This is a genomic window from Kitasatospora sp. NPDC043949, from assembly GCF_056435365.1.
In genome coordinates this window covers 83385-103207 of record NZ_JBWKEQ010000018.1, presented here as the reverse complement: position 1 = coordinate 103207, position 19823 = coordinate 83385, and the positions used below count along the sequence as shown (strand labels likewise).

18 protein-coding genes and 1 pseudogene are annotated in these 19823 nt (G+C 74.7%); 10 read left to right on the top strand and 9 right to left on the bottom strand.

What is annotated here, in order from left to right; translation table 11 throughout:
• The first annotated feature begins 164 nt into the window (after window positions 1-164).
• From AC07AL_RS17410 to AC07AL_RS17400, 3 genes are all read left to right on the top strand, one after another.
• Window positions 165-1685, top strand: a complete 1521-nt coding sequence (locus AC07AL_RS17410) for a glycosyl hydrolase family 18 protein (RefSeq protein WP_478317742.1) — start codon at window positions 165-167, stop codon at window positions 1683-1685.
• A 153-nt stretch (window positions 1686-1838) separates the two neighbouring features.
• Entirely contained in the window at window positions 1839-2981 is a 1143-nt protein-coding gene (locus AC07AL_RS17405) for a serine hydrolase domain-containing protein (RefSeq protein ID WP_400803536.1), read from the top strand.
• Window positions 2978-3583 carry a hypothetical protein gene (locus AC07AL_RS17400; protein ID WP_400986403.1) on the top strand — a complete coding sequence of 202 codons (606 nt, stop codon included), beginning with the start codon at window positions 2978-2980 and terminating at the stop codon, window positions 3581-3583. Before AC07AL_RS17405 ends, AC07AL_RS17400 begins: the two co-directional genes overlap by 4 nt.
• Window positions 3584-3661: 78 nt before the next feature.
• Here the strand turns inward: AC07AL_RS17400 and AC07AL_RS17395 are convergent, their stop codons facing one another.
• The 3 genes from AC07AL_RS17395 to AC07AL_RS17385 form a co-directional block, all read right to left on the bottom strand.
• On the bottom strand, window positions 3662-3802 hold the full coding sequence (locus AC07AL_RS17395) for a hypothetical protein (RefSeq protein WP_478317741.1): 141 nt from the start codon (window positions 3800-3802) through the stop codon (window positions 3662-3664).
• A gap of 13 nt (window positions 3803-3815) precedes the next feature.
• A complete protein-coding gene (locus tag AC07AL_RS17390) occupies window positions 3816-4472 on the bottom strand; it encodes an alpha/beta fold hydrolase (RefSeq protein WP_478317740.1) in 657 nt (218 codons plus the stop codon).
• A 123-nt stretch (window positions 4473-4595) separates the two neighbouring features.
• Window positions 4596-6110, bottom strand: coding sequence for an outer membrane protein assembly factor BamB family protein (locus AC07AL_RS17385; RefSeq protein WP_400843207.1), 1515 nt, complete (start codon window positions 6108-6110; stop codon window positions 4596-4598).
• Between the two features lie 171 nt (window positions 6111-6281).
• On the opposite strand from AC07AL_RS17385, the gene AC07AL_RS17380 reads away from it, so the two are divergent.
• The 6 genes from AC07AL_RS17380 to AC07AL_RS17355 all read left to right on the top strand — a co-directional run bounded on the left by AC07AL_RS17380 (window position 6282) and on the right by AC07AL_RS17355 (window position 10780).
• Entirely contained in the window at window positions 6282-7751 is a 1470-nt protein-coding gene (locus tag AC07AL_RS17380) for a serine/threonine-protein kinase (RefSeq protein ID WP_363583168.1), read from the top strand.
• 191 nt (window positions 7752-7942) lie between these two features.
• Window positions 7943-8644: an alpha/beta fold hydrolase gene (locus AC07AL_RS17375; protein ID WP_363583166.1), complete on the top strand. Its 702-nt coding sequence runs from the start codon at window positions 7943-7945 to the stop codon at window positions 8642-8644.
• An 84-nt stretch (window positions 8645-8728) separates the two neighbouring features.
• Window positions 8729-9082, top strand: a complete 354-nt coding sequence (locus AC07AL_RS17370; protein WP_363583164.1) for a DUF6204 family protein — start codon at window positions 8729-8731, stop codon at window positions 9080-9082.
• A gap of 72 nt (window positions 9083-9154) precedes the next feature.
• The gene (locus tag AC07AL_RS17365; RefSeq protein WP_363583162.1) at window positions 9155-9688 is read left to right on the top strand and encodes a MarR family winged helix-turn-helix transcriptional regulator; all 534 of its coding nucleotides are present in this window, start codon (window positions 9155-9157) and stop codon (window positions 9686-9688) included.
• Window positions 9689-9840: 152 nt separating this feature from the next.
• A complete protein-coding gene (locus tag AC07AL_RS17360) occupies window positions 9841-10173 on the top strand; it encodes a sulfurtransferase TusA family protein (protein ID WP_363583160.1) in 333 nt (110 codons plus the stop codon).
• 136 nt (window positions 10174-10309) lie between these two features.
• The gene (locus tag AC07AL_RS17355) at window positions 10310-10780 is read left to right on the top strand and encodes a hypothetical protein (protein WP_363583158.1); all 471 of its coding nucleotides are present in this window, start codon (window positions 10310-10312) and stop codon (window positions 10778-10780) included.
• A 52-nt stretch (window positions 10781-10832) separates the two neighbouring features.
• On the opposite strand, the gene AC07AL_RS17350 is transcribed toward AC07AL_RS17355, so the two are convergent.
• The 3 genes from AC07AL_RS17350 to def form a co-directional block, all read right to left on the bottom strand.
• Window positions 10833-12266 (bottom strand): RsmB/NOP family class I SAM-dependent RNA methyltransferase, encoded by a 1434-nt coding sequence (locus AC07AL_RS17350; RefSeq protein ID WP_363583156.1) that lies wholly within the window; start codon window positions 12264-12266, stop codon window positions 10833-10835.
• 89 nt (window positions 12267-12355) lie between these two features.
• Window positions 12356-13300, bottom strand: a complete 945-nt coding sequence (fmt, locus tag AC07AL_RS17345) for a methionyl-tRNA formyltransferase (RefSeq protein ID WP_363583154.1) — start codon at window positions 13298-13300, stop codon at window positions 12356-12358.
• Window positions 13301-13340: 40 nt separating this feature from the next.
• The gene (gene def / locus AC07AL_RS17340; protein ID WP_063346750.1) at window positions 13341-13886 is read right to left on the bottom strand and encodes a peptide deformylase; all 546 of its coding nucleotides are present in this window, start codon (window positions 13884-13886) and stop codon (window positions 13341-13343) included.
• 288 nt (window positions 13887-14174) lie between these two features.
• Here def and AC07AL_RS17335 point away from each other — a divergent pair.
• Window positions 14175-14716, top strand: a pseudogene (locus AC07AL_RS17335) (hypothetical protein); the annotation flags it as partial.
• A gap of 191 nt (window positions 14717-14907) precedes the next feature.
• Here AC07AL_RS17335 and AC07AL_RS17330 read toward each other — a convergent pair.
• From AC07AL_RS17330 to coaBC, 3 genes are all read right to left on the bottom strand, one after another.
• A complete protein-coding gene (locus AC07AL_RS17330; protein WP_478317739.1) occupies window positions 14908-17004 on the bottom strand; it encodes a primosomal protein N' in 2097 nt (698 codons plus the stop codon).
• 94 nt (window positions 17005-17098) lie between these two features.
• Complete coding sequence (gene metK / locus AC07AL_RS17325; protein WP_350877833.1) at window positions 17099-18307, bottom strand: methionine adenosyltransferase; 1209 nt, start codon at window positions 18305-18307, stop codon at window positions 17099-17101.
• Window positions 18308-18457: 150 nt separating this feature from the next.
• Complete coding sequence (coaBC, locus tag AC07AL_RS17320; RefSeq protein ID WP_400803551.1) at window positions 18458-19705, bottom strand: bifunctional phosphopantothenoylcysteine decarboxylase/phosphopantothenate--cysteine ligase CoaBC; 1248 nt, start codon at window positions 19703-19705, stop codon at window positions 18458-18460.
• Window positions 19706-19823: the final 118 nt, after the last annotated feature.

Genomic DNA, 19823 nt, shown 5'->3' with positions numbered 1-19823 from the left:
TAGCTTTGCGAGTACAGAGCCGGCTACCGCGCCCCTGACGTCTCGTCAACTAGTTCACCCGAACCCGCCCGCATCGCCCGATCCGGTCACTACCCTGCTCAAGCACGGTCACGCCCGGCACCACACCGGGCACTTTCCGCTAGCGCGATGCAGGGAGAACTGTCATGAGCGAGCTGGTGTACCCGTCCGACCCCGGCCTCAACGGCCAGGCGGTGGACGCGGCCGAGCGCACGTACGAGATGAACGGCTTCGACCCGGCGCGGGAGGACTCGAAGCTCTCCTTCACCCCCTGCCGGGTCGCCAAGCCCGCCTTCAACACCTACCGGCGCAGCGGCGAGCAGACCGTGTCCGGCTTCCTGGACACCACCTGGGCCTACGACAGCCGCCTGACCGACGACAGCGGAGGCCCCACCGGCGGGCCGGGCGCGGACCTGACCCGGCTGGAGGCCGCGAACGGCGCCTTCGACGAGATCGTCCTCGGCCTGGTCGGCCTCGTCGGCGGCCGGGGCAGCCTGGGGCCCGCCACCGCCCAGGCCGCCCAGGACTTCGGCATCGCCTCCTCCGAGCGCGGCGCCGTGACCTTCATCGACGCCTGGAGCGCGGCGGCCGCCTACCTCGGCTACGGGTTCGACGGCTGGGTCTCCAACGACTACCAGGACCTGTTCACCCAGCAGCAGGCCCAGGGCCTGCTGGGCGCCGCCCGTCGCCTCAAGGAGCGCAACCCGGACCTCGCGGTCGGACTGCACATCGGCGGCTGGGACCTGAGCGAGGCCTTCCACGCCATCGCCCAGGAGCCCGCCTCCCGGCGGCGGTTCGCCCAGTCCGTGGTACGGATCTTCCGCGCCTTCCCGATGTTCTCCACCCTCCACCTGGACTGGCGCTGGCCCGGCTCGGCCGGCGCCCCGGAGGCGGGGTACGGCCCGGAGGACGCCGGGAACTTCGCCGAACTCATCCGCGAGACCAGGGCCGCGCTGTCCGCCGCCGACCGGAGCGCGACGATCGCCGTCGCGGTGCCGGCCTCCGCCGCCCAACTGGACGCGATGAACGTCCCGCTCCTGGTCGAGGCCGGCGCCGACCGGCTGGACCTGATGTCCTTCGACTTCTTCGGCAGCCCCTGGTCCGCCGGGCTCGGGCACCACACCTCGCTTCGCCGCGACCCGAGCAGCAGCCAGACGGACTGCGTCGACAACGCCGTCACCCACCTGATCGAGCACGCCGGCGTGGCCCCGCACCGCATCCACCTCGGCTACGCCACCACCACCCGCAACGCCAAGCGGGCCCGGCTCACCCGCAGCTCGCCCCTGCGCGGCACGTACGACACCGCGTCGGGCCAGACGGTCGGCTCCTTCGCCCCCGGCACGAGCACCTACGCCGACGTGCTGCGCAACTACCTCGACCTGGAGCAGGGCGAGGGCCGCAACGGCTTCGAGCTGTACACGGACATCTCCGCCGACGCCGACTACCTCCACAACCCGAGCACCGGCGTCTTCCTCTCCCTCGACACCCCGCGCTCCGTCCGCGCCAAGGCCGAGTACGCCCGCGCCCGGGGCCTCGGCGGCCTGTTCGCCGAGCACGCCGAGGCCGACCCCGGCGTGCTCACCAACGCCGCCCGCGAGGGCCTGGGGCACACCGCCACCGCGACGGCCGTCGACATGAAGCCCCTCTACGTCACCGGCCGCAGCTGACGGCGGGCGACGGACCACCGCCCGGGCGCCGGCTCCCCACCGCCGCCCGGGTGGGAAACCGGTCGTGCCGACCGCCCCGACGCCGTACCGTGGTCCGGTCGACGATCTTGGGGCCAGCGGCTCCACGTGAACGAAGGAACGGGGCGGAACACCATGCAGCAGTACCAGGGCTGGACCGACGAACGGTTCGGCGCCGTGGCGGACGTCTTCGCCCGCAACTTCGACGAGTTCCCCGAACTCGGCGCCGCCGTCACGGTGTTCTCCGGCGGCCGCAAGGTGGTCGAGCTGTGGGGCGGGACGGCCGACGAACGCACCGGCCGGGCCTGGACGCAGGACACCGTCGTCCCGGTCTTCTCCTGCGCCAAGGGCGCGGTGAGCATCAGCGCCCACCTGCTCGCCCAGCAGGGCCGCCTCGACCTCGACGCGCCGATCGCCCGCTACTGGCCCGAGTTCGCCCGCCACGGCAAGCAGGACATCACCACCCGCATGATCCTCGGCCACCGCGCGGGCATCCCGGCCCTGGACGCGGTGCTGTCCTTCGAGGAGATCGCCGGCTGGGCTCCCGTCGTCCGCGCGATCGAGGCGCAGGAGCCGCTCTGGGAGCCCGGCACGGCCTACGAGTACCACGGCCACGTCCTGGGCTTCGCGGTCGGCGAGGTGATCCGCCGGATCACCGGGCTCACGCCGGGCGAGTTCCTCCGCAAGGAGATCGCCGAGCCGCTCGGCCTGCCGGTCCGGATCGGCCTGCCGGAGAGTGAACTCCCGCGCTTGGCCCGGCTGGTGGAGGCGGAGGGCCGCCGTCCGATGCCCGGCCCGGAGCACCTGCTGACCCGGATCGTGACGATGAACGGCGCCCTGGTCTTCCCCGGCCTGGACGTGCCGCACGGCTGGAACGACCCGGCCCTGCACGCGATCGAGCTGCCCGGCGCGGGCGCGGTCGCCTCCGCCACCGGGCTGGCGGGGCTGTACGCGGCCGCCGCCACCGGCCTGGACGGCGGCCCGCGCCTGCTCTCGCACGAGACCGTCACCGACGCGGTGCGCGAAGTCTCCTCCGGCGCGGGCTTCCTGGGCTTCGACATGGGCGCCCGCTGGGGTTCCGGCCTGCTGCTCGACTCCCCCGCCTTCCGCCCGCTGCTGGGCGCGCGCAGCTTCGGCAACGACGGCGCGGGCGGCCAGTTCGCCTTCGGGGACGACGAGTTCGGCGTCGGCTTCGGCTACGTCGCCAACCGGATGATCGGCCACGGCGACGCCCGCGCCAACCGGCTGATCGAGGCGGTGCGCGGGTGCCTGGGATGACGGACTTCCTCGCGCGGCTCACCGCGCTGGCGGCCACCGGCGGCCTGGACGGTCCGGACGGGCTGCGCTACAACGCCCCGCTGCCCGAACTCGCCGGCCACTACGGCGATCCCTGGGACGGCGGGCGGATCCACCGCGAGTCCCGCTGGCCGCACGGCTTCAGCTGGGGCGACGTGCAGACGGTGTTCTGCCACTGCCGCCGGCTCCAGTCGCTGTCCCTGCCCGTGTGGCACGGCGAACTCGAACTCCCGCTGGCCGGTGGCGGGTTGCTGACGCTCGACACGCACGTCACCGAGTCGGCCCTGATCGCCGCGCTGACCGCCGCCGGCTGCCGCTGGGAGACCGTGACGTACGAGAACGTCCCCGACCAGCGCACCCTGGAGGTGGCGGTGGCCGAGGAGGTCCGGGTGGCGTTCGTCCTCACCGACCGCGACGGCCACCAGGCCCGCGACGGCCACGCGGCCCCCGAGGGCCATGATGACGCGCCGCCGCCAGACGACTGGGTGCTGAACAAGGCCCTGCTGTGGGGCTACGACCACACCGACTGCCCCGAGCCGGACCGCACCCTCCCGGACGACGGCTGGGGCGCCTCGCCCAACTGACGCGTGCGGTCGGCCCGTTACGCCCGGCCCGTTACGCCCCAGCGCGCAACGGGCCGGGCGCGCTCCCGGAGTGGGGGCTCACGCCAGGGCGCGCGGCAGCACCACCCGCACCCATTCCTCCGGCTGCGACAGGTGCGGTGCGTGGCCGGCACCCCGGTACAGGTGTCGTTCCACCTTCGACAGGGTGAGGTCGATGATGTCCAGCACCTCGCCGTACATCGGCGGACTGTTGTCACTCTGCGTGAGTAGAGCCGGTTCCGTGAAGCGGGCCAACGCGTTCAGGTCGAGGTCCAGGGCGTCCGGGTCCCGCAGCTCGTCCAGGTAGGTCGGCGCGTTGCGCACGTACGTGTGCCGCACCGGCGCGGGCAGCTGTGCCCAGGCCCCCGGCCCGAAGGTGACCGTCTCCACGAACAGCTCCGCCGCCGCGGCCGACTCGGCCTGCTCCAGCAGCTCCCGGACGGCGGTGATCCGGTCGGCGAGCGCGGTGGCGACCGGCCTCAGCTCGGGGTCGGCGAGCAGGATGCCGGCGCCGGGCGGCTCGTGCACGGCGATCCCCCCGCAGCAGGTCGGGCCGGGCGGCGGCGAGCCGCAGCGTGATCAGCGAACCGTACGAGTTCCCGCAGACGAACGCCGGCGCGAGTCCGAGCCCGTCGATCAGCCCGGCCAGGTCGGCCGCGTCCTCGTGGACCGAACCCTGGGTGAGCGGGTCCTCACTGCGGCTGTGGCCCCGCCGGTCGTAGGCGACGACGGTGGTCGACTCGGCCAGGCCCGGCATCACGCGCGCCCAGCTGTCGGCGTCGCTCCACGAGCCGTGCACCAGGACGACGCCGGGCCCCTCGCCACGGGCCTCGTAGTGCAGCGACACCCCGTTCACCCTGATCTCGGCCATCACGAGCCTCCCGATCTCGGCGGTGCTCCCCCACCAGCCTGACACAGCCGCTCGGGGCGGCACCCCCGGGCCGTGGCCGTGACCGAGCGTGACGAACAACGGGCGATCAAGCGCCCCGCAAGCTCAGCCCATGCCCCGAGCCGGCGGCTCGTCCCGCGTGCCGTCCTCCGCCACCACCGTGAACCGGCCGGGCCCGGAGACCGACAGGTCCACCGGGTGGACGGACTTGGAGTCGTTGACGTCCAGTTCACTGCTCTTCCGCCCGGTCGCGGCGTCGACCCGGGTCAGCTTGTCCCGGGTCAGCGCCCACACCGACGCGCCGTCCACCAGCAGCCCCGTCACCTGGTCGTCCAGCCCGGACGTCCAGCGCTTACCGCCGTCGGCGAGCGAGTAGGCGACCAGGCGCCCGGTGGCGATGCGGCTGGGGTTCTTCCCCCCGCTGATCCGGACGTCGTCCGGCTTCTCGCCGGGGACGATCAGCTGGTCGCCGACGACCACCCCGCCGAACAGCGGGCGGGCGGCGAACGCGTCGTACGCGTGGGCGCCGCCCAGCATGACGTCGAGGTCGTACTCGTCCCCCGCGACCGGGATCGACGCCCGCTGCCGCCCCGCCCCGTCGAAGCTGAGCACGGCGTGCGTCCCGCGCTCGCCCTGCGCGTCGACCCAGACCGCGAGGGGCTCGGTGGAGACCACCGCGACGTCCTTCAGCCCGCCCGTGACCGGCAGGGCGACCCGGGTCCGCTCCCGCCCGTCCGCCGGGGCCAGCGACCGCAGCACCGGCGCGGCGTCGCCGCACTGCGCGACCGTCACCACCTCCGCCGCCCCGCCCGCCACCTGCAACGGCGAGCAGCCGGCGTCCGCGTCGCCGCGCCAGGAAGCGCGCCCGTCGGCCAGGTGCACCGCGCGCCAGCCGGTCCGCTCCTGGAGGACGGCCTCGTCCCCGGCGACGGCGAGCAGATCGGGCGCCGCCGTGTCCCCGACGCGGCCGGGCGCGTCCGCCGCGGCGGTCCAGGCGGCCTTGCCGTCGGCGAGGTTGAGCGCCGTCACCGCCGCGCACGGCCGGTCGTGCGGGGAGTGGCCGAGCAGTCCGAGGCCGTGGCCCGTCCCGCGGCTCATGGCGCAGACGGAGTCCTCGCCCGGCGGCGTCCACCGCCACGCGACCTGCCCGGTGGTGCCGCGGTAGGCCACCACCTGGTCGGGCCGGACCCGCACCACCACGTCCCCGCTGGTCCAGCTGCCGACGGCGCGGATCGACGACGGCCGGTCCAGCGGCGCCTCCCAGGCGTCGTTGAGGCCGGTCCCGGCGAAGGAGACGAACGCGGCGAGCCCGAACAGGATCCCCACGGCGACCGCGGGGAGGCCGCGCCGGGGGTGGAGCAGCGCCCACAGCAGGCCGGCCCCGCAGGGCATCAGGCCGAGGATGCTGACGATGCCCATGATGTCGAGGCTCTCGCCGCCGTACCCCTGGGACGGCCCGATCAGCACGGCCAGGCCCATGCTCGCGAACATGGCCCCCAGCACCCCGCCGGAGACCACCATCCAGGCCTCCTTGTCCATGGCGAACCCGCCCCTGGCGAGGCGGACGGACCTGCGGGCCCGCCCGGCCCCGGCGGCACTGTCCACGGGCCCCTCGGCCATGTCGGTCACTCCCCCGTCAAGCGCCGCCCACGCACGAACGACGATCATCGGATGATCGCAGAGCCTGGCTCGATCCTGAACAAAGACAACGGAAAACTCCCGGCCCCGGCGACGGACGGTAGGTTGACCCGGGGGCCGGGGCGCGGCACCGGGGGCGTGAAAGGGGCGGGGATGCAGCCGGGCGACGTACTCGACGGGCGGTACGAGCTGGTCGAGCAGATCGGCGAGGGCGCCTTCGGCGCGGTCTGGAAGGCCCGCGACGCGCGGATCCAACGGCTCGTCGCCGTCAAGGTGATGCTCCCGGGCAGCAACAACACCCCCAAGGACGCGGCCCGGTTCGTCCGCGAGGTGGCCACCGCCGGCGCGCTCAACCACCCGTCCATCGTCACCGTGCACGACTTCGGCCGGCACGACGAGGCCGGCCGGCCGCTCTACTTCCTGGTCATGGAACTGCTCGACGGCGCCCCGCTCAGCCGCCACCTCGGCGACGGACCGCTGCCCCTGCGCCAGGCCCTCACCTGGGCCGTCCAGATCTCCCAGGCCCTCGCCACCGCGCACCGGGCCGGCGTCGTCCACCGGGACGTCAAGCCGGCCAACGTGATGATCCAGTCGTCCGGGGAGGTCAAGGTCGTCGACTTCGGCATCGCCCGGGTCGGCACCGCCGACGACGGCATCACCAGCACCAACGTCATCGTCGGCACCCCCGCCTACATGGCCCCCGAACGCTTCGACAGCGGCGGCCTCGACGCCCGCTCCGACCTCTACGCCTTCGGCTGCCTCCTGTACGAACTCCTCACCGGCCGCACCCCGTTCCGCGGCACCCTCTACGAACTCATCCGCCAGCACGGCGAGGTCCACCCGGCCGCCCCCGGCACCCTCCGGCCCGGCCTGCCCGCCGACGTCGACACCCTCGTCCTCGAACTGCTCGCCAAGGACCCCGACCGACGGCCGCCGCACGCCGACCAGGTCGCCGAACGCCTGATCCACCTCGCCGAGCAGGCCGAACGACCCCCGGCCGGCTACCACGCCACCGTCCGGGACGTCCCCGCCGCCGAGGAGGACCCGTACGTCCTCGCCCGCCGGCAGGAAGCGGACGCGCTGTTCCAGCGCACCCGCGACCAGGCCGCCCAGGTCGCGCTGCAATTCGAGACCAGCATCGCCCAGCGGCGCCGCCGGCTCGACCAGGACCTCGCCGACCAGCGGGCCCGCGCCGAGGCCCGGGCACAACAGATCGTCGCCGAAGCCCAGCAACGTGGCGAGGAGCTCGAACGGGAGGCCGCCGCCCGGGCGGCGGCCAGCCTCAAGCAGCTCACCGAGGCCGAACAGCGCACCGACCTGCTGCGCCGGCAGACCGACAAGCTGCGCAACGACGCCGAGAGCCTGCGCCGCACGGTCGACAACGCCCGCCGCCAGGCCTCCGACTTCCTCGCCGACGCGGCCGCCAAGGCCGGCCTCGGCCCGGCCCCCGAACCCCGCCGCTCGATCGCCCCGCCCGCCGGCACGCAAACCGGCTTTCAGAGCGGCCCGCAGACCGGCTCGCAGACCGGCTCGCAGCGCCGGAAGCTCCCGAGCATGCAGGAACTGCTCTCCGGCCGGAGCCGCTCCACCGGCGGCGGCGACCAGCCGGGCCGCCGCTCCTGACCTCGCCCCAACGCCTCGCACCCGCAGGCGAGTTGGCCCGCCCACCCAACGCCCTCCCCCCGCCCGCCAGGCCGGGCCCACGGGGGCCCCGCACCCGCGCCACCGGCTGGGCCCTGCGGCCCCTGCACGCGCACCGCGACCCGCCCGCCGAACCGTAGAATCCGGAGGTAGACACCAGGGAGGGATTTCGCGTGTTCCAGGCGCAGCGGCCGCGCACCGCACAACTGACCCCACGACTCGGCGACGACGGGACGGGGCGGGTCGACGGCGTCGCCCTGCTACTGCCCGGCGGGTTCCTGCGCAGCCGGCGCGGACCGCTGAAGGTCGCCGAACTGGGCCTGCGCAACCTCACCGCCGAACTCGCCGACCGCGGCCGCCCGCACGGCCTCGCCGTCCACCTGCTGCGCTACCGCTACAGCGGCTGGAACGGCGCCGACGCCGACACCGCCGTCGACACCCGCTGGGCCCTCGACGAACTCGCCCGCCGCTACGGCGACGTACCCGTCGTCCTCATCGGCAACTCCCTCGGCGGGCGCGCCGCCTTCTGGTGCGCCGGGCACCCGAACGTCGTCGGCGTCGCCGGCATCGCGCCCTGGCTGCCCAGCGGCGACCCCGTCGACCACCTCGCCGGCCGACGCGTCCTGATCGTCCACGGCACCGGCGACCACAGCGCCGCCAACGCCAACCAGTCCCTCGAATACGCCCTGCGGGCCCGCCCGGTCGTCCCCGACCTCGCCCGCTACGAAGCCCCCGGCGCCAACCACTACCTCATCCGGCAGACCGCCGACATCAGCGCCCTCACCACGGACTTCACCCTCGACGCCCTCAAGGCCGAACCGGCCCCGCTCGCCTCCGGCACCGTCTGCACCCGCCTGCCCGGCAGACGCGCCTAGGTCCGCCCGGGAACCCACTGTCGACCAGCGAGCGGCACGAAATCGGGTTGGCGGTCGGCCGTCCGTCCTGCCTATGGTCGGGGGATGACCACTCGAACCTTCCGCATCATGGTGCGCGGCGTCTTCGACGACCTCAGCGTCGAGCAGCACGCCGAACTCCTCGCCCGCGCGCCCGAACACGACGTGCTGCGCGCGGCCTTCACCCGCGAGGGACACCTCAGCTACGACCTCGGCGCGCGGGCCGCCTTCACCTTCCGCTTCCTCGACTCGGGCGAGGCGGAGGAGGACATCCTGGCGGCGGCCGAGCGGGCCGAGCAGGCGGCACGGGCCTGGCTGGCCGAGCGCGGCTACGGCTACAAGAACCTGCGGTCCCAGGCCGAGGACCTCTCGCAGGCACCGCTCGGCAAGCGGCAGCGCCGCGCCGCCAACGCCGGCTAGCCCCCTCCCCCCTCCCGCTACCTCCTTGACGGCTCGCCGCACCGGTATGCTTGAGTAGTCAAGGAGGTAGCAATGACAGATCCGCACGCCGACCCGCACACGAACCCACAGGTCGACCAACAGGCCGACCCGGGCACCCGACCCGACCCGCTGGACACCGCCCTGCGGCTGGTCCGCGCCCAGGCGGCCGTGGCCAAGCGCTTCGACGCGAGCCTCGGCGGCCTGCACGGCGTGAGCCTGTCCGACTTCACCCTGCTGCTCCACCTCGGCCACGCCCCCGGCGGCCGGATGCGCCGGGTCGACCTCGCCGAGGCCCTCGGCCTCACCGCCTCGGGCGTCACCCGCGGACTGGCACCGCTGGAGCGGATCGGCCTGGTGAGCCGGGAGGCGGCGGCCCGCGACGCCCGGGTCGCCTACGCGGCCCTGACGCCGACCGGCCGCGACCGGCTCGCCGAGATGCTGTACACGGCCCGGAAGGTCGCCGCCGACCTCTTCGCGGCCGACCAGTGGAGCCCCGACGACCTCGACCGCCTCGCCGTCCTGCTCACCCGCCTCGGCGGCACCGCCCCCGACCAGCGGCCGGGGGCGGCCACAGCCCGCGACTAACGGACTGTTGAACCGTCGGACTGTCGGACTGTCGGACTACGAAACCGCCAGATCCCGAACGGCGCCGCGTACCGCACCGTCCCGGCGCCTAGGCTGAGCCCGGCACCCCTGCACCCCGGCACCGCCGCACCACCGCGAAGGGCAGCAACCCCATGACCCACACCCCCGGACAGCAGCCCGGCCAGGAACCCGCCCCCGACCTGACCGTCGACGGCACCGGCCTGCTCTGCGTCCAACTGCTGCTGCGACTGCGCGCCCGGATCGCCGACCTGCCCGCCGGCGCGGTGGTGCACATCCACACCACCGACCCTGCCGCCCCCCTCGACCTGCCCGCCTGGTGCCACCTGACCGGCCACGACTACCTCGGCCCCGTCCCGCACCCGGCCACCGACCGCGAGGTGTACGCCCTGCGCCTCACCGCCGCGGCCCGCCCGACCCGCGCCGACCGCCCCTGGCACCCCGCGCCGACCCCGGCCACCGACTGACCACCCCGGCCCCCGCCCTCGGCCCGAAAGCCCCGCGCGCCCCCGCCCACCGCCGGCCGCCCGGCTCCCTTCGGCGGTCCGGTGTGCCACGATGGGGAGAGCCGAACGGCCAAGCCTCACAGGGAGGTTGACCACCATGGATCCGATCCTCAGCTGCCACTGGCACGACCAGGACGGCGAGTGGGCACTGTCCGTCAGCCGCAACGGCGACGGCTGGGAGCTGCTCGCCGCCGCGCCCCGCTGGTCCGAGTCGCTCCCGTTCGCCGGGCCGGACGACGTCCGCCGGCTCGCCCAGGCGCTGCTGGACCTGCCGTCCGATCCGGAGCCGTACGAGTTCGAATGGCGGCTCTCCCGGACGGAGTTCGAGCGCACCGAGAACGAGCGCACCCACTTCGCGACGCTCGCCGTCGGGCTGGACCCCACCGACGGCCACCGCCCCTACCTCGCCTACCAGTCGTACTACCACTTCGGGCAGGCGAGCGGGCTCGGCCTGGAGGTGATCTGCGAGGACCCCCCGGTCGACTGCCTCCGCGCCCAGGCCCACGCCCTCCTCACCGACCTCCCCGGGCCCACGCCCGCCCGGCCGCAGCCCCCCTCACCCGGCTGAGCGCACCGCCCTCCCCAGTCCCCCCGGATCACGGGATCACCGGATCACCGGATCACGCCGTCCGCCGCAGCAGCGCCAGGTACATCGCGTCCGTCCCGTGCAGGTGCGGCCAGAGCTGCACGTCCGGCCCGTCCCCGAGCGCGGGGACGCCGGGCAGCAGCGGGCGCGCGTCGATCCACTCGACCCGGCCGCCCTCGGCCCGCAGCACGTCGTCCACGACGGCCCGGGTCTCCGCGAGGTGCGGCGAGCAGGTCGCGTACCCGACCACCCCGCCGACCCGGGCGGCGTCGATCGCCGAGCGCAGCAGGTCCCGCTGGAGCGGGCCGAAGGCCGCGACGTCGGCGGGGCGGCGGCGCCAGCGCGCCTCCGGGCGGCGGCGCAGGGCGCCCAGGCCGGAGCACGGCACGTCGACCAGCACCCGGTCGAAGCCTCCGGAGCGCCAGGCCGGGCGGGTGCCGTCCGCGGTGATCACCGCGTACGGGCCGGGGTTGCCCTCCAGCGCCCGGGCGACCAGCCGCGCGCGGTGCGGCTGCTTCTCGCTCGCGACCAGCCCGGCGCCGCGTTCGGCGGCCAGCGCCGCGAGCAGCGCGGCCTTGCCGCCGGGGCCGGCACAGCCGTCCAGCCAGAGCCGGTCCGGGCCGTCCAGCGGGGCGTTGGCCAGGGCGAGGGCGACCAGCTGGCTGCCTTCGTCCTGGACGCCCGCCCGGTTGTCCCGGACGGCCTCCAGCGAGCCCGGGTCGCCGCCTTCGGCGAGCCGCAGCGCGAACGGGGACCAGCGGCCGGGCTCGGCCTCGGGCAGCGCGTCGGCGAGTTCGCCGACGTCGACCCGGCCGGGGCGGGCGACGAGGGTCACCTCGGGCCGGGCGTTGTCGGCGCGCAGCAGGTCCTCCAGGGCGCTGCGCCCGGAGGCGTCGGGCTGCCAGCGGCCGAGCGAGTCCCAGAGCGCGGAGACGACCCAGCGCGGGTGCGAGTGGACGACGGCGAGGTGGTCCTCGGCGTCCTTCTCGTACGGCGGGGCGACCTTCTCGATCCAGGCGTCCAGGTCGTGGGCGCTGATCCGGCGCAGGACGGCGTTGACGAACTTGGCCTTGCCGTCGCCGAGCACCACCCGGGCCAGCTCGACGGTGGCCGAGACCGCCGCGTGGCTGGGGATGCGGGTGGTGAGCAGCTGGTGGGCGCCGAGCGAGAGCACGTCCAGGACCGGCGGGTCGACCTTGCCGAGCGGCCGGTCGATGCAGGCGGCGATGATCGCGTCGTAGGTGCCCTGAAGGCGCAGGGTGCCGTAGACGAGCTCGGTGGCGAGGGCGGCGTCGCGCCGGTCCATGCCCTTCTGCTCGGCTTCGCGGAGCAGCGACGGCAGGATCAGGTTGGCGTACGCGTCGCGCTCGTCGACGGCGCGCAGCGCGCGGAACGCGACGATCCGGGCCGGGTCCTTCTTCGGGCGGCGGTGCGGGCGGGGGGCGCGCTGGGCGCTGGGGGTGGTCACAGGGTGCCTCAAGGTGCTGCGGTGGTTATCGGTGGTTATCAGAGGATTATCAGTGGTTATTGGACGAACAGTAACGCTAAACCTGAGCCTCAGCCCTCGGAGCCGAAGCGCTCCCCGGACTCCAGCCGCGCCCCGCGCGCCCAGTCCGCCGCCCGCATCTCCTTCTTCCCCTGCGGGCGGACCTCCCCGAGTTCGACCTCGTGGCTGCCCGTCCCGACCCGCACGCTGTTCTTGCCGACCACGGCCAGCTCCCCGGGCGCCAGGGCGGACGAGTCGGTCAGCAGCTTCACCGGCCCGGTGATCTTCAGCCGCTCGCCGCGGAACTCCGTCCAGGCGCCGGGCGCCGGGGCGCAGCCGCGCACCACGCGGTCGATCCGCAGGGCGGGGTGGCTCCACTCGACGCGCGCGTCCTCGACGGTGATCTTCGGGGCGAGCGTGACGCCCTCGGCCGGCTGCGGGAGGGCGTGCAGGGAGCCGTCCTCGATGCCGTCCATGGTGGCGGTGAGCAGGCGCGCGCCGGACACCGAGAGGCGGGTGAGCAGTTCGCCGCTGGTGTCGGTCGGGCGGATCTCCTCGGTGATCACGCCGTAGACCGGACCGGAGTCCAGGCCCTGCTCGATCAGGAAGGTGGCCGCGCCGGTGACCTCGTCGCCGGCCAGCACGGCGTGCTGGACGGGGGCCGCGCCGCGCCAGGCGGGCAGCAGCGAGAAGTGCAGGTTGACCCAGCCGTGCTTGGGGATCTCCAGGGTGCCGGGGCGCAGCAGTGCGCCGTAGGCGACCACCGGGCAGCAGTCGGGGGCGAGTTCGGTGAGCCGGGCGACGAACTCCGGGTCGCTGGGCTTCGCCGGCTTGAGGACCTCGATCCCGGCCTCCTCGGCGCGCTGGGCGACGGGGCTGGCGACCAGCTTGCGCCCTCGCCCGGCGGGGGCGTCGGGGCGGGTGACCACCGCGACGACCTCGTGCCGGTCGGAGGCGAGCAGGGCGTCCAGGGCGGGAACGGCGACCTCGGGGGTGCCGGCGAAGACGAGACGCATCAAGTGCCTTTCTGCAAAAGAACGTTGGAGATCAGAGGGTTCAGCGCGCGGCGCCGAACGTGCTGTGCGGGGAGACCTTGACGACCGGCGCGGGCGCGCCGCCCCAGTCGGTGTCACGGATCGCCTTCAGCGCGGCCTTGCGCTGCTCGCGGTCGAGCCGGTCGATGAAGATGATGCCGTCGAGGTGGTCGGTCTCGTGCTGGATGCAGCGGGCGAGCAGCTGGGTGCCCTCCAGGGTGACCGGATCCCCGTACATGGTGAAGCCCTTGGCGACCACGCCGTAGGCGCGCTTGGTGTCGTAGCGCAGTCCGGGCAGCGAGAGGCAGCCCTCGGGGCCGTCCTGCTCCTCCTCGGTCAGCGACAGGTCCGGGTTGATCAGGTGCCCGGTGACACCGTCCACGTGGTAGGTGAACACCCGCAGGGAGACGCCGAGTTGGGGCGCGGCGAGGCCGGCGCCGGGGGCGTTGAGCATGGTTTCGGTGAGGTCGCCGACCAGGGTGCGCAGTTCCTTGTCGAACGTGGTCACCGGCTGGGCGGTGGCCCGCAGGACGGGGTCTCCGAAGAGCCGGATCGGCTGGATCGCCACGGGTACGGGCTCCTGTCCGTCGAGGGTGCGGGGCTGCGGGCAACTACGGGTTCCCGGCAAGTCTATGCAACGCACCGCGCCCGCCGCCCATGCCCTCACCCGGCTCCTCACACCGCCCCGAACGCCCCTCCCCCACCCCGGCACCGGCTTCTGGCATATCCCGAGTGTGCCCGGCGGCGTTACCCCGGCCCCCGCTTCGGCGTTGGTCAAGTGAGATTGACCGGGGCCGGGCGCACGGGACACCGCGCCCCGGCCGAGCCGAACCGTACGGAAGGTGGCACGTAGGCCATGGCCGAGCAGATCAACCACGACGCCCGGGCGCGGGCGAGCCTGCACCTGCTGGTGCGGGACATCGAGCGGGTGAGGCGGCAGGTCGACGCGCTGCGGACGCTCACCGCCCAGTTGGGCAACGTCTACCGTCCGCGCCGGCCCAGCACGTCGGCCGGCTTCGTCGTGTACGGGCGGGCGCCCGCGCCGACCGTGCGCCTGGCGCAGGAGCTGAGGGAGAGCGTGGAGACCCTGGTCGCGGCGGCGGTCGAGTTCGACCGGGCGCTGGGCTTCTCCTGGGACTCGGTGGGCTCGGCCCTCGGGGTCACCAAGCAGGCCGTGCACCGCCGGTACGGGATGCGCCGCCCGACCAGCGAACTCCTCGCCGCCAGCGGCGCCGTCCCGGGCCAGAGCCGCCCGGACCGCTCGGAGGAACTGCCCGCCGCGCCGTCCGGCGGCCTGGCGGCGACCGTCCCGGCGGCCCGCCAGGGCGGCCTGGACCGCAGCAGCCTCGACCGCACCGCCCTGGAGCGCGGCAACCTCGACCGCACCGCCCTGGAGCGCGGCACCCTGGAGCGCACCGCGCTCGACCGCACCACCCCGGAACGCGGCCCCCTCGACCGCCCCCCGGTCGACCGCACCACCCCCGAGCGCACCCCGGTCGACCGCACCGGCATCCCGCTGCGCGGCTGACGCCGCCGTCCGACCAGCGCCATCCGGGGCGGGGTGGCCACTCACCCCGCCCCCGCCGGCCTCACCCGATGTCGGTCGGATCCACCCGCACCCGTACCGCCTCCGGCGTCCGCAGCGCGATCCGCGCGATCTGCGCCGCCTTGAGGACCGCCGCCAGCGCCGCCCCCTGCCCGGGCGGCACCCTCAGCAGCGCGCGCTCCTGTTCCTCCCCGCGCAGGGCCGGGGCCGGTACCGGCCCGAGCACGTCCGCCTCCGAGGGCAGCCGGATCAGCCCCAGCAGGTCGGCCACGGCCGCCGGGCTGCCGCTGACCGACGCCATCCGCGACACCGGCGGGAAGTGCAGCTGCGCCCGCTCGTCGCGTTCCAGCCCGGCGTGGCCCAGCGGGTCCCAGCGGACCAGGGCCTGCACCGGCCGCGCCGACGGCTCGGCGACCACGACCACCGAGCCGCCCTCCTCGGCGGACCGGACCAGCGCGGCGGCCGTCAACCAGAGCCGCAGCGTCTCCTCCCCGGCCCGCAGGTCGGGCCGGCCGAGCAGCGCCCAGCCGTCCAGCAGCAGCGCGGCCCCGTACCCGGTACCACCGTCCACCACCGGCTCCGCACCGGGCGTGGAGATCACCAGCGACGGCTCGTCCGGGACGGTGGCCAGCACCGCGTCCCGCCCGGAGGTGCGCACCGGGATGCGCGGGAACGCCTTGCCCAGTTCCTCCGCCGTGCGCCGGGCGCCGACCACCTGGGCGCGCAGCCGGAACGAGCCGCACTCGGGGCAGTGCCAGTCCGTCTCCGCCTCCCCGCACCAGCCGCAGTTCAGCGCGGCGTCGGCCGCGGGCGCCTCCAGCGGGCCCTCGCACCGCCGGCACCGGGCGGGGGTGCGGCAGCGCCCGCAGGACAGCCGGGGCACGTAGCCGCGCCGGGGCACCTGGATGAGCACCGGGCGCCCGGCGGCCAGCGACTCCCGGGCGGCCTCCCAGGCCACCGAGGGCAGCCGGGCGGCCTGGGCGGCGCCGTCGCGGTGCTGGTCCTGGTCGGTGACGGTCCGCACCCGCGGCGCGATCCGGCGCACGGTCTCCCGGTCGGCGGTCAGCGGGCGGGCCCACCCGGTGCTGACCAGCTGCGCGCCCTCCACCGTGACGGCGTGGCCGCCGAGCAGCACGGCCGCGCCCTCGTCGGCGGCGCGCAGCAGCGCGACCTCGCGCACGTGCGGGTGCGGGGCGCGCGGGTCGCTGTGGCTGTTGTCGCCGTCGGACCAGACGACGACCAGCCCGAGGTCGCGCACCGGCGCGAACATGGTGGCGCGGGTGCCGATCACGGCGTGCACCGAGCCGCGACTCACCGCCAGCCAGCGCCGGTAGCGCTCGCGCGGGCCGAGGTCGGCCTCCAGGGCCACGTGCCGCCCCGCGCCGAGCAGTTCGGTGAGCGCCTGGTCGACCCGGGCCACCGACCGCCCCTCGGGCAGCACGACGAGCGCGCCGCGCCCGCCCGCCAGCGTGGCGGCGACGGCGCGCGCGATCTCGTACGGCCAGCCGGGGCCGGGCAGCGCCGCCCAGACGGCGCGCGGCGAGCCGCCGTCGGCCAGCGCGGCGAGGAAGTCGGGCCCGGCCGGGTAGCGCTGCCAGCCCCCGGGGGCGGGGGCCGGGGGGCGCGGGAGCGCCGGCGGCGAGGCCTCGGCCTCGGCCTTGGCGTGGCGGGGCGGGACGGCCAGTTGGAGGACGTCGGCGAGGGTGCCGGCGTAGCGGTCGGCGACGGTCCGGCAGAGCCGGAGCAGCTGGGGGGTGAGCACGGGCTCGGGCGACAGCACCTGGGCGAGCGGGGCGAGCGGGCCGGGGAAGTCGCTCTTCTCCAACCGGGCGACGATGAACCCGTCGTGCAGTTCCCCGCCCTCGCGCTGGCCCTTCACCACGCGCGCGCCGAAGCGCACCCGCACCCGGGCGCCCGGGCGGGCCTCCTCGGCCATCGCGGCCGGCACCTCGTAGTCGAAGAACTTGTCGATGGTGAGCACGCCCTTGTCCACCACGACCCGGGCCACCGGCAGGTGCTCGGCCCGCTTGGCGCCGCGCCACGTCCGGGGTTTGGCCCGCTTGACCGTCTCCCGGATGAACGCCAGCTGCTCCGGCTCGGCCCCGTTCTCCGTGTTCTCCGTCTCCCCTGTGCTGCTCATCGCTCCCAGTACTACCAGGTCACACCGACAGAACGCACAGAAGCGGCGCCCACCCCGCCCGGGGGTAGGCGCCGCTTCCGGACGATCAGGCCGTTCAGTCCTTCACGGCCGCCTTCAGCTGCTCCACCCGGTCGGTGCGCTCCCAGGTGAACTCGGGCAGCTCACGGCCGAAGTGGCCGTACGCCGCGGTCTGGGAGTAGATCGGGCGCAGCAGGTCCAGGTCGCGGATGATCGCGGCCGGGCGCAGGTCGAAGACGTCGGTGACGGCCTTCTGGATGGTCAGCACCGGCACGGTCTCGGTGCCGAAGGTCTCGACGAACAGGCCCACGGGCTCGGCCTTGCCGATCGCGTACGCGACCTGCACCTCGGCGCGGCGGGCGAGGCCGGCGGCGACGATGTTCTTCGCCACCCAGCGCATCGCGTACGCGGCCGAGCGGTCGACCTTGGACGGGTCCTTGCCGGAGAAGGCGCCGCCACCGTGGCGGGCCATGCCGCCGTAGGTGTCGATGATGATCTTGCGGCCGGTGAGGCCGGCGTCGCCCATCGGGCCGCCGATCTCGAAGCGGCCGGTCGGGTTCACCAGCAGGCGGTAGCCCTCGGTGACCAGCTTGATGCCCTGCTCGGCGAGCGCCTTCAGCTCGGGCTCGACCACGAACTCGCGGATGTCCGGGGTGAGCAGCGACTCCAGGTCGATGTCACTGGCGTGCTGGGTGGAGACCACCACGGTGTCGAGGCGGACGGCCTTGTCGCCGTCGTACTCGATGGTGACCTGGGTCTTGCCGTCGGGGCGCAGGTACGGGATGGTCCCGTTCTTGCGGACCTCGGTCAGGCGGCGCGAGAGGCGGTGCGCGAGGGTGATCGGCAGCGGCATCAGCTCGGGCGTCTCGTCGGACGCGTAGCCGAACATCAGGCCCTGGTCGCCGGCGCCCTGCTTGTCCAGGTCGTCCTCGTCGCCTTCGACCCGAGCCTCGTACGCGGTGTCGACGCCCTGGGCGATGTCGGGCGACTGCGCGCCGATGGACACCGACACGCCGCAGGAGGCGCCGTCGAAGCCCTTCTTGGAGCTGTCGTAGCCGATCTCCAGGATCTTGTCCCGGACGAGCTGGGCGATCGGCGCGTACGCCTTGGTGGTCACCTCGCCGGCCACGTGCACCTGGCCGGTGGTGATGAGCGTCTCCACGGCGACCCGGGAGGTCGGGTCCTCCCGGAGGAGAGCGTCAAGGATGGTGTCGCTGATCTGGTCAGCGATCTTGTCGGGGTGTCCCTCGGTGACGGACTCCGAGGTGAACAGGCGGCGAGACACAGCGCTCCCTGGGGTTGCAGCGGCTGCTGACTGAAGGCCCCCGGCGAACCGGGGACATCCGGAAAGACTTGATTCCTGGAGTCTAACGGGATGCCTCCGCCGAACGTCACCCGCTTCCGGAAATCGCGACCGATCTCCAGCAGGGCTTGATCAGCCGCCGATCGTTTCCAGCCGCTTCACGACCAGGTCCCAGACCACGTCCGCCAACGCCTCCTTCGGGCCCACCGGAACGGCCGTCTCACTGCCGTCCGAGCCCAGTACCACGGCCTCGTTGACGTCCGTCCCGAAGGCCTTGCCGTTGCCCACCTCGTTGACGACCAACAGGTCGCAGCCCTTGCGGGCGAGCTTGGCGCGGCCGTTGGCGAGCACGTCGTCGGTCTCCGCCGCGAAACCCACCACGAGTTGGCCCGAACGGGCGCGGTGCGCCGCCAGCTCGGCCAGGACGTCGGGGTTGCGGACGAGGGCGACCGGCGCCGGCTCGACCCCCTCGACCTTCTTGATCTTGCCGCTGGCGTACTCGGCGGGCCGGAAGTCCGCCACGGCCGCGGCCATGACCACGGCGTCGGCCGACGCGGCCGCCTTCAGCGCCGCCTCGCGCAGCTCCAGCGCGGTCGAGACGTGCACCACGTCGACCCCGGCCGGGTCGGCGAGCTCCGCGTTGGCCGAGACCAACGTCACGCGCGCCCCACGGGCCGCGGCCGTCACGGCGAGCGCGTAGCCCTGCTTGCCGGAGGAGCGGTTGCCCAGGAAGCGCACCGGGTCCAGCGGCTCGCGGGTGCCGCCGGCCGAGACCACCACGTGTCGGCCCGCCAGGTCGGTCGGGGCGGCCCCGCCCCGGCGCAGCACGGCCCGGCAGGCGTCGAAGATCGCGGACGGCTCGGGCAGCCGCCCCTTGCCGGTGTCCTTGCCGGTGAGCCGCCCGACGGCCGGCTCCAGCACGATCACGCCCCGGCGGCGCAGCGTGGCGACGTTGTCCCGGGTGGCGGGGTGCTCCCACATCTCGGTGTGCATGGCGGGCGCCAGGACGACCGGACAGCGGGCGGTGAGCAGGGTGTTGGTGAGCAGGTCGTCGGCGAGGCCGTGGGCGGCCTTGGCGATCAGGTCGGCGGTGGCGGGGGCGACCACGACCAGGTCGGCCTGCTGGCCGATCCGCACGTGCGGCACCTCGTGCACGCGCTCCCAGGTCTCGGTGGCGGCCGGGCGGCCGGAGAGCGCGGCCCAGGTGGCCTCGCCGACGAAGTGCAGCGCCGCCTCGGTGGGCACCACGGTGACCTGGTGGCCGGACTCGGTGAACCGGCGGAGCAGCTCGCACGCCTTGTAGGCGGCGATGCCGCCGCTGACGCCGAGGGCGACGCGCGGCGCGTCCGCCGACCCGCTCCGGTCCGAAGTCGCGCTCATACTCCCGCTCTCCTCCACTCCTGGGACGTGCACACCCTACGGCCCCTCAGCCACCGCGCGCACCGTGGTCGATCCCACAGCCCCCGGGAACGCCGAAGGGCCCGGCGGAAACGATTCC

Coding starts and splice junctions, on each gene's coding strand:
- AC07AL_RS17410 (WP_478317742.1), top strand. CDS start 165: ATGAGCGAGCTGGTGTACCCGTCCGACCCCGGCCTCAACGGCCAGGCG.
- AC07AL_RS17405 (WP_400803536.1), top strand. CDS start 1,839: ATGCAGCAGTACCAGGGCTGGACCGACGAACGGTTCGGCGCCGTGGCG.
- AC07AL_RS17400 (WP_400986403.1), top strand. CDS start 2,978: ATGACGGACTTCCTCGCGCGGCTCACCGCGCTGGCGGCCACCGGCGGC.
- AC07AL_RS17395 (WP_478317741.1), bottom strand. CDS start 3,802: ATGTACGGCGAGGTGCTGGACATCATCGACCTCACCCTGTCGAAGGTG.
- AC07AL_RS17390 (WP_478317740.1), bottom strand. CDS start 4,472: ATGGCCGAGATCAGGGTGAACGGGGTGTCGCTGCACTACGAGGCCCGT.
- AC07AL_RS17385 (WP_400843207.1), bottom strand. CDS start 6,110: ATGGCCGAGGGGCCCGTGGACAGTGCCGCCGGGGCCGGGCGGGCCCGC.
- AC07AL_RS17380 (WP_363583168.1), top strand. CDS start 6,282: ATGCAGCCGGGCGACGTACTCGACGGGCGGTACGAGCTGGTCGAGCAG.
- AC07AL_RS17370 (WP_363583164.1), top strand. CDS start 8,729: ATGACCACTCGAACCTTCCGCATCATGGTGCGCGGCGTCTTCGACGAC.
- AC07AL_RS17365 (WP_363583162.1), top strand. CDS start 9,155: ATGACAGATCCGCACGCCGACCCGCACACGAACCCACAGGTCGACCAA.
- AC07AL_RS17360 (WP_363583160.1), top strand. CDS start 9,841: ATGACCCACACCCCCGGACAGCAGCCCGGCCAGGAACCCGCCCCCGAC.
- AC07AL_RS17355 (WP_363583158.1), top strand. CDS start 10,310: ATGGATCCGATCCTCAGCTGCCACTGGCACGACCAGGACGGCGAGTGG.
- fmt (WP_363583154.1), bottom strand. CDS start 13,300: ATGCGTCTCGTCTTCGCCGGCACCCCCGAGGTCGCCGTTCCCGCCCTG.
- AC07AL_RS17330 (WP_478317739.1), bottom strand. CDS start 17,004: ATGAGCAGCACAGGGGAGACGGAGAACACGGAGAACGGGGCCGAGCCG.
- coaBC (WP_400803551.1), bottom strand. CDS start 19,705: ATGAGCGCGACTTCGGACCGGAGCGGGTCGGCGGACGCGCCGCGCGTC.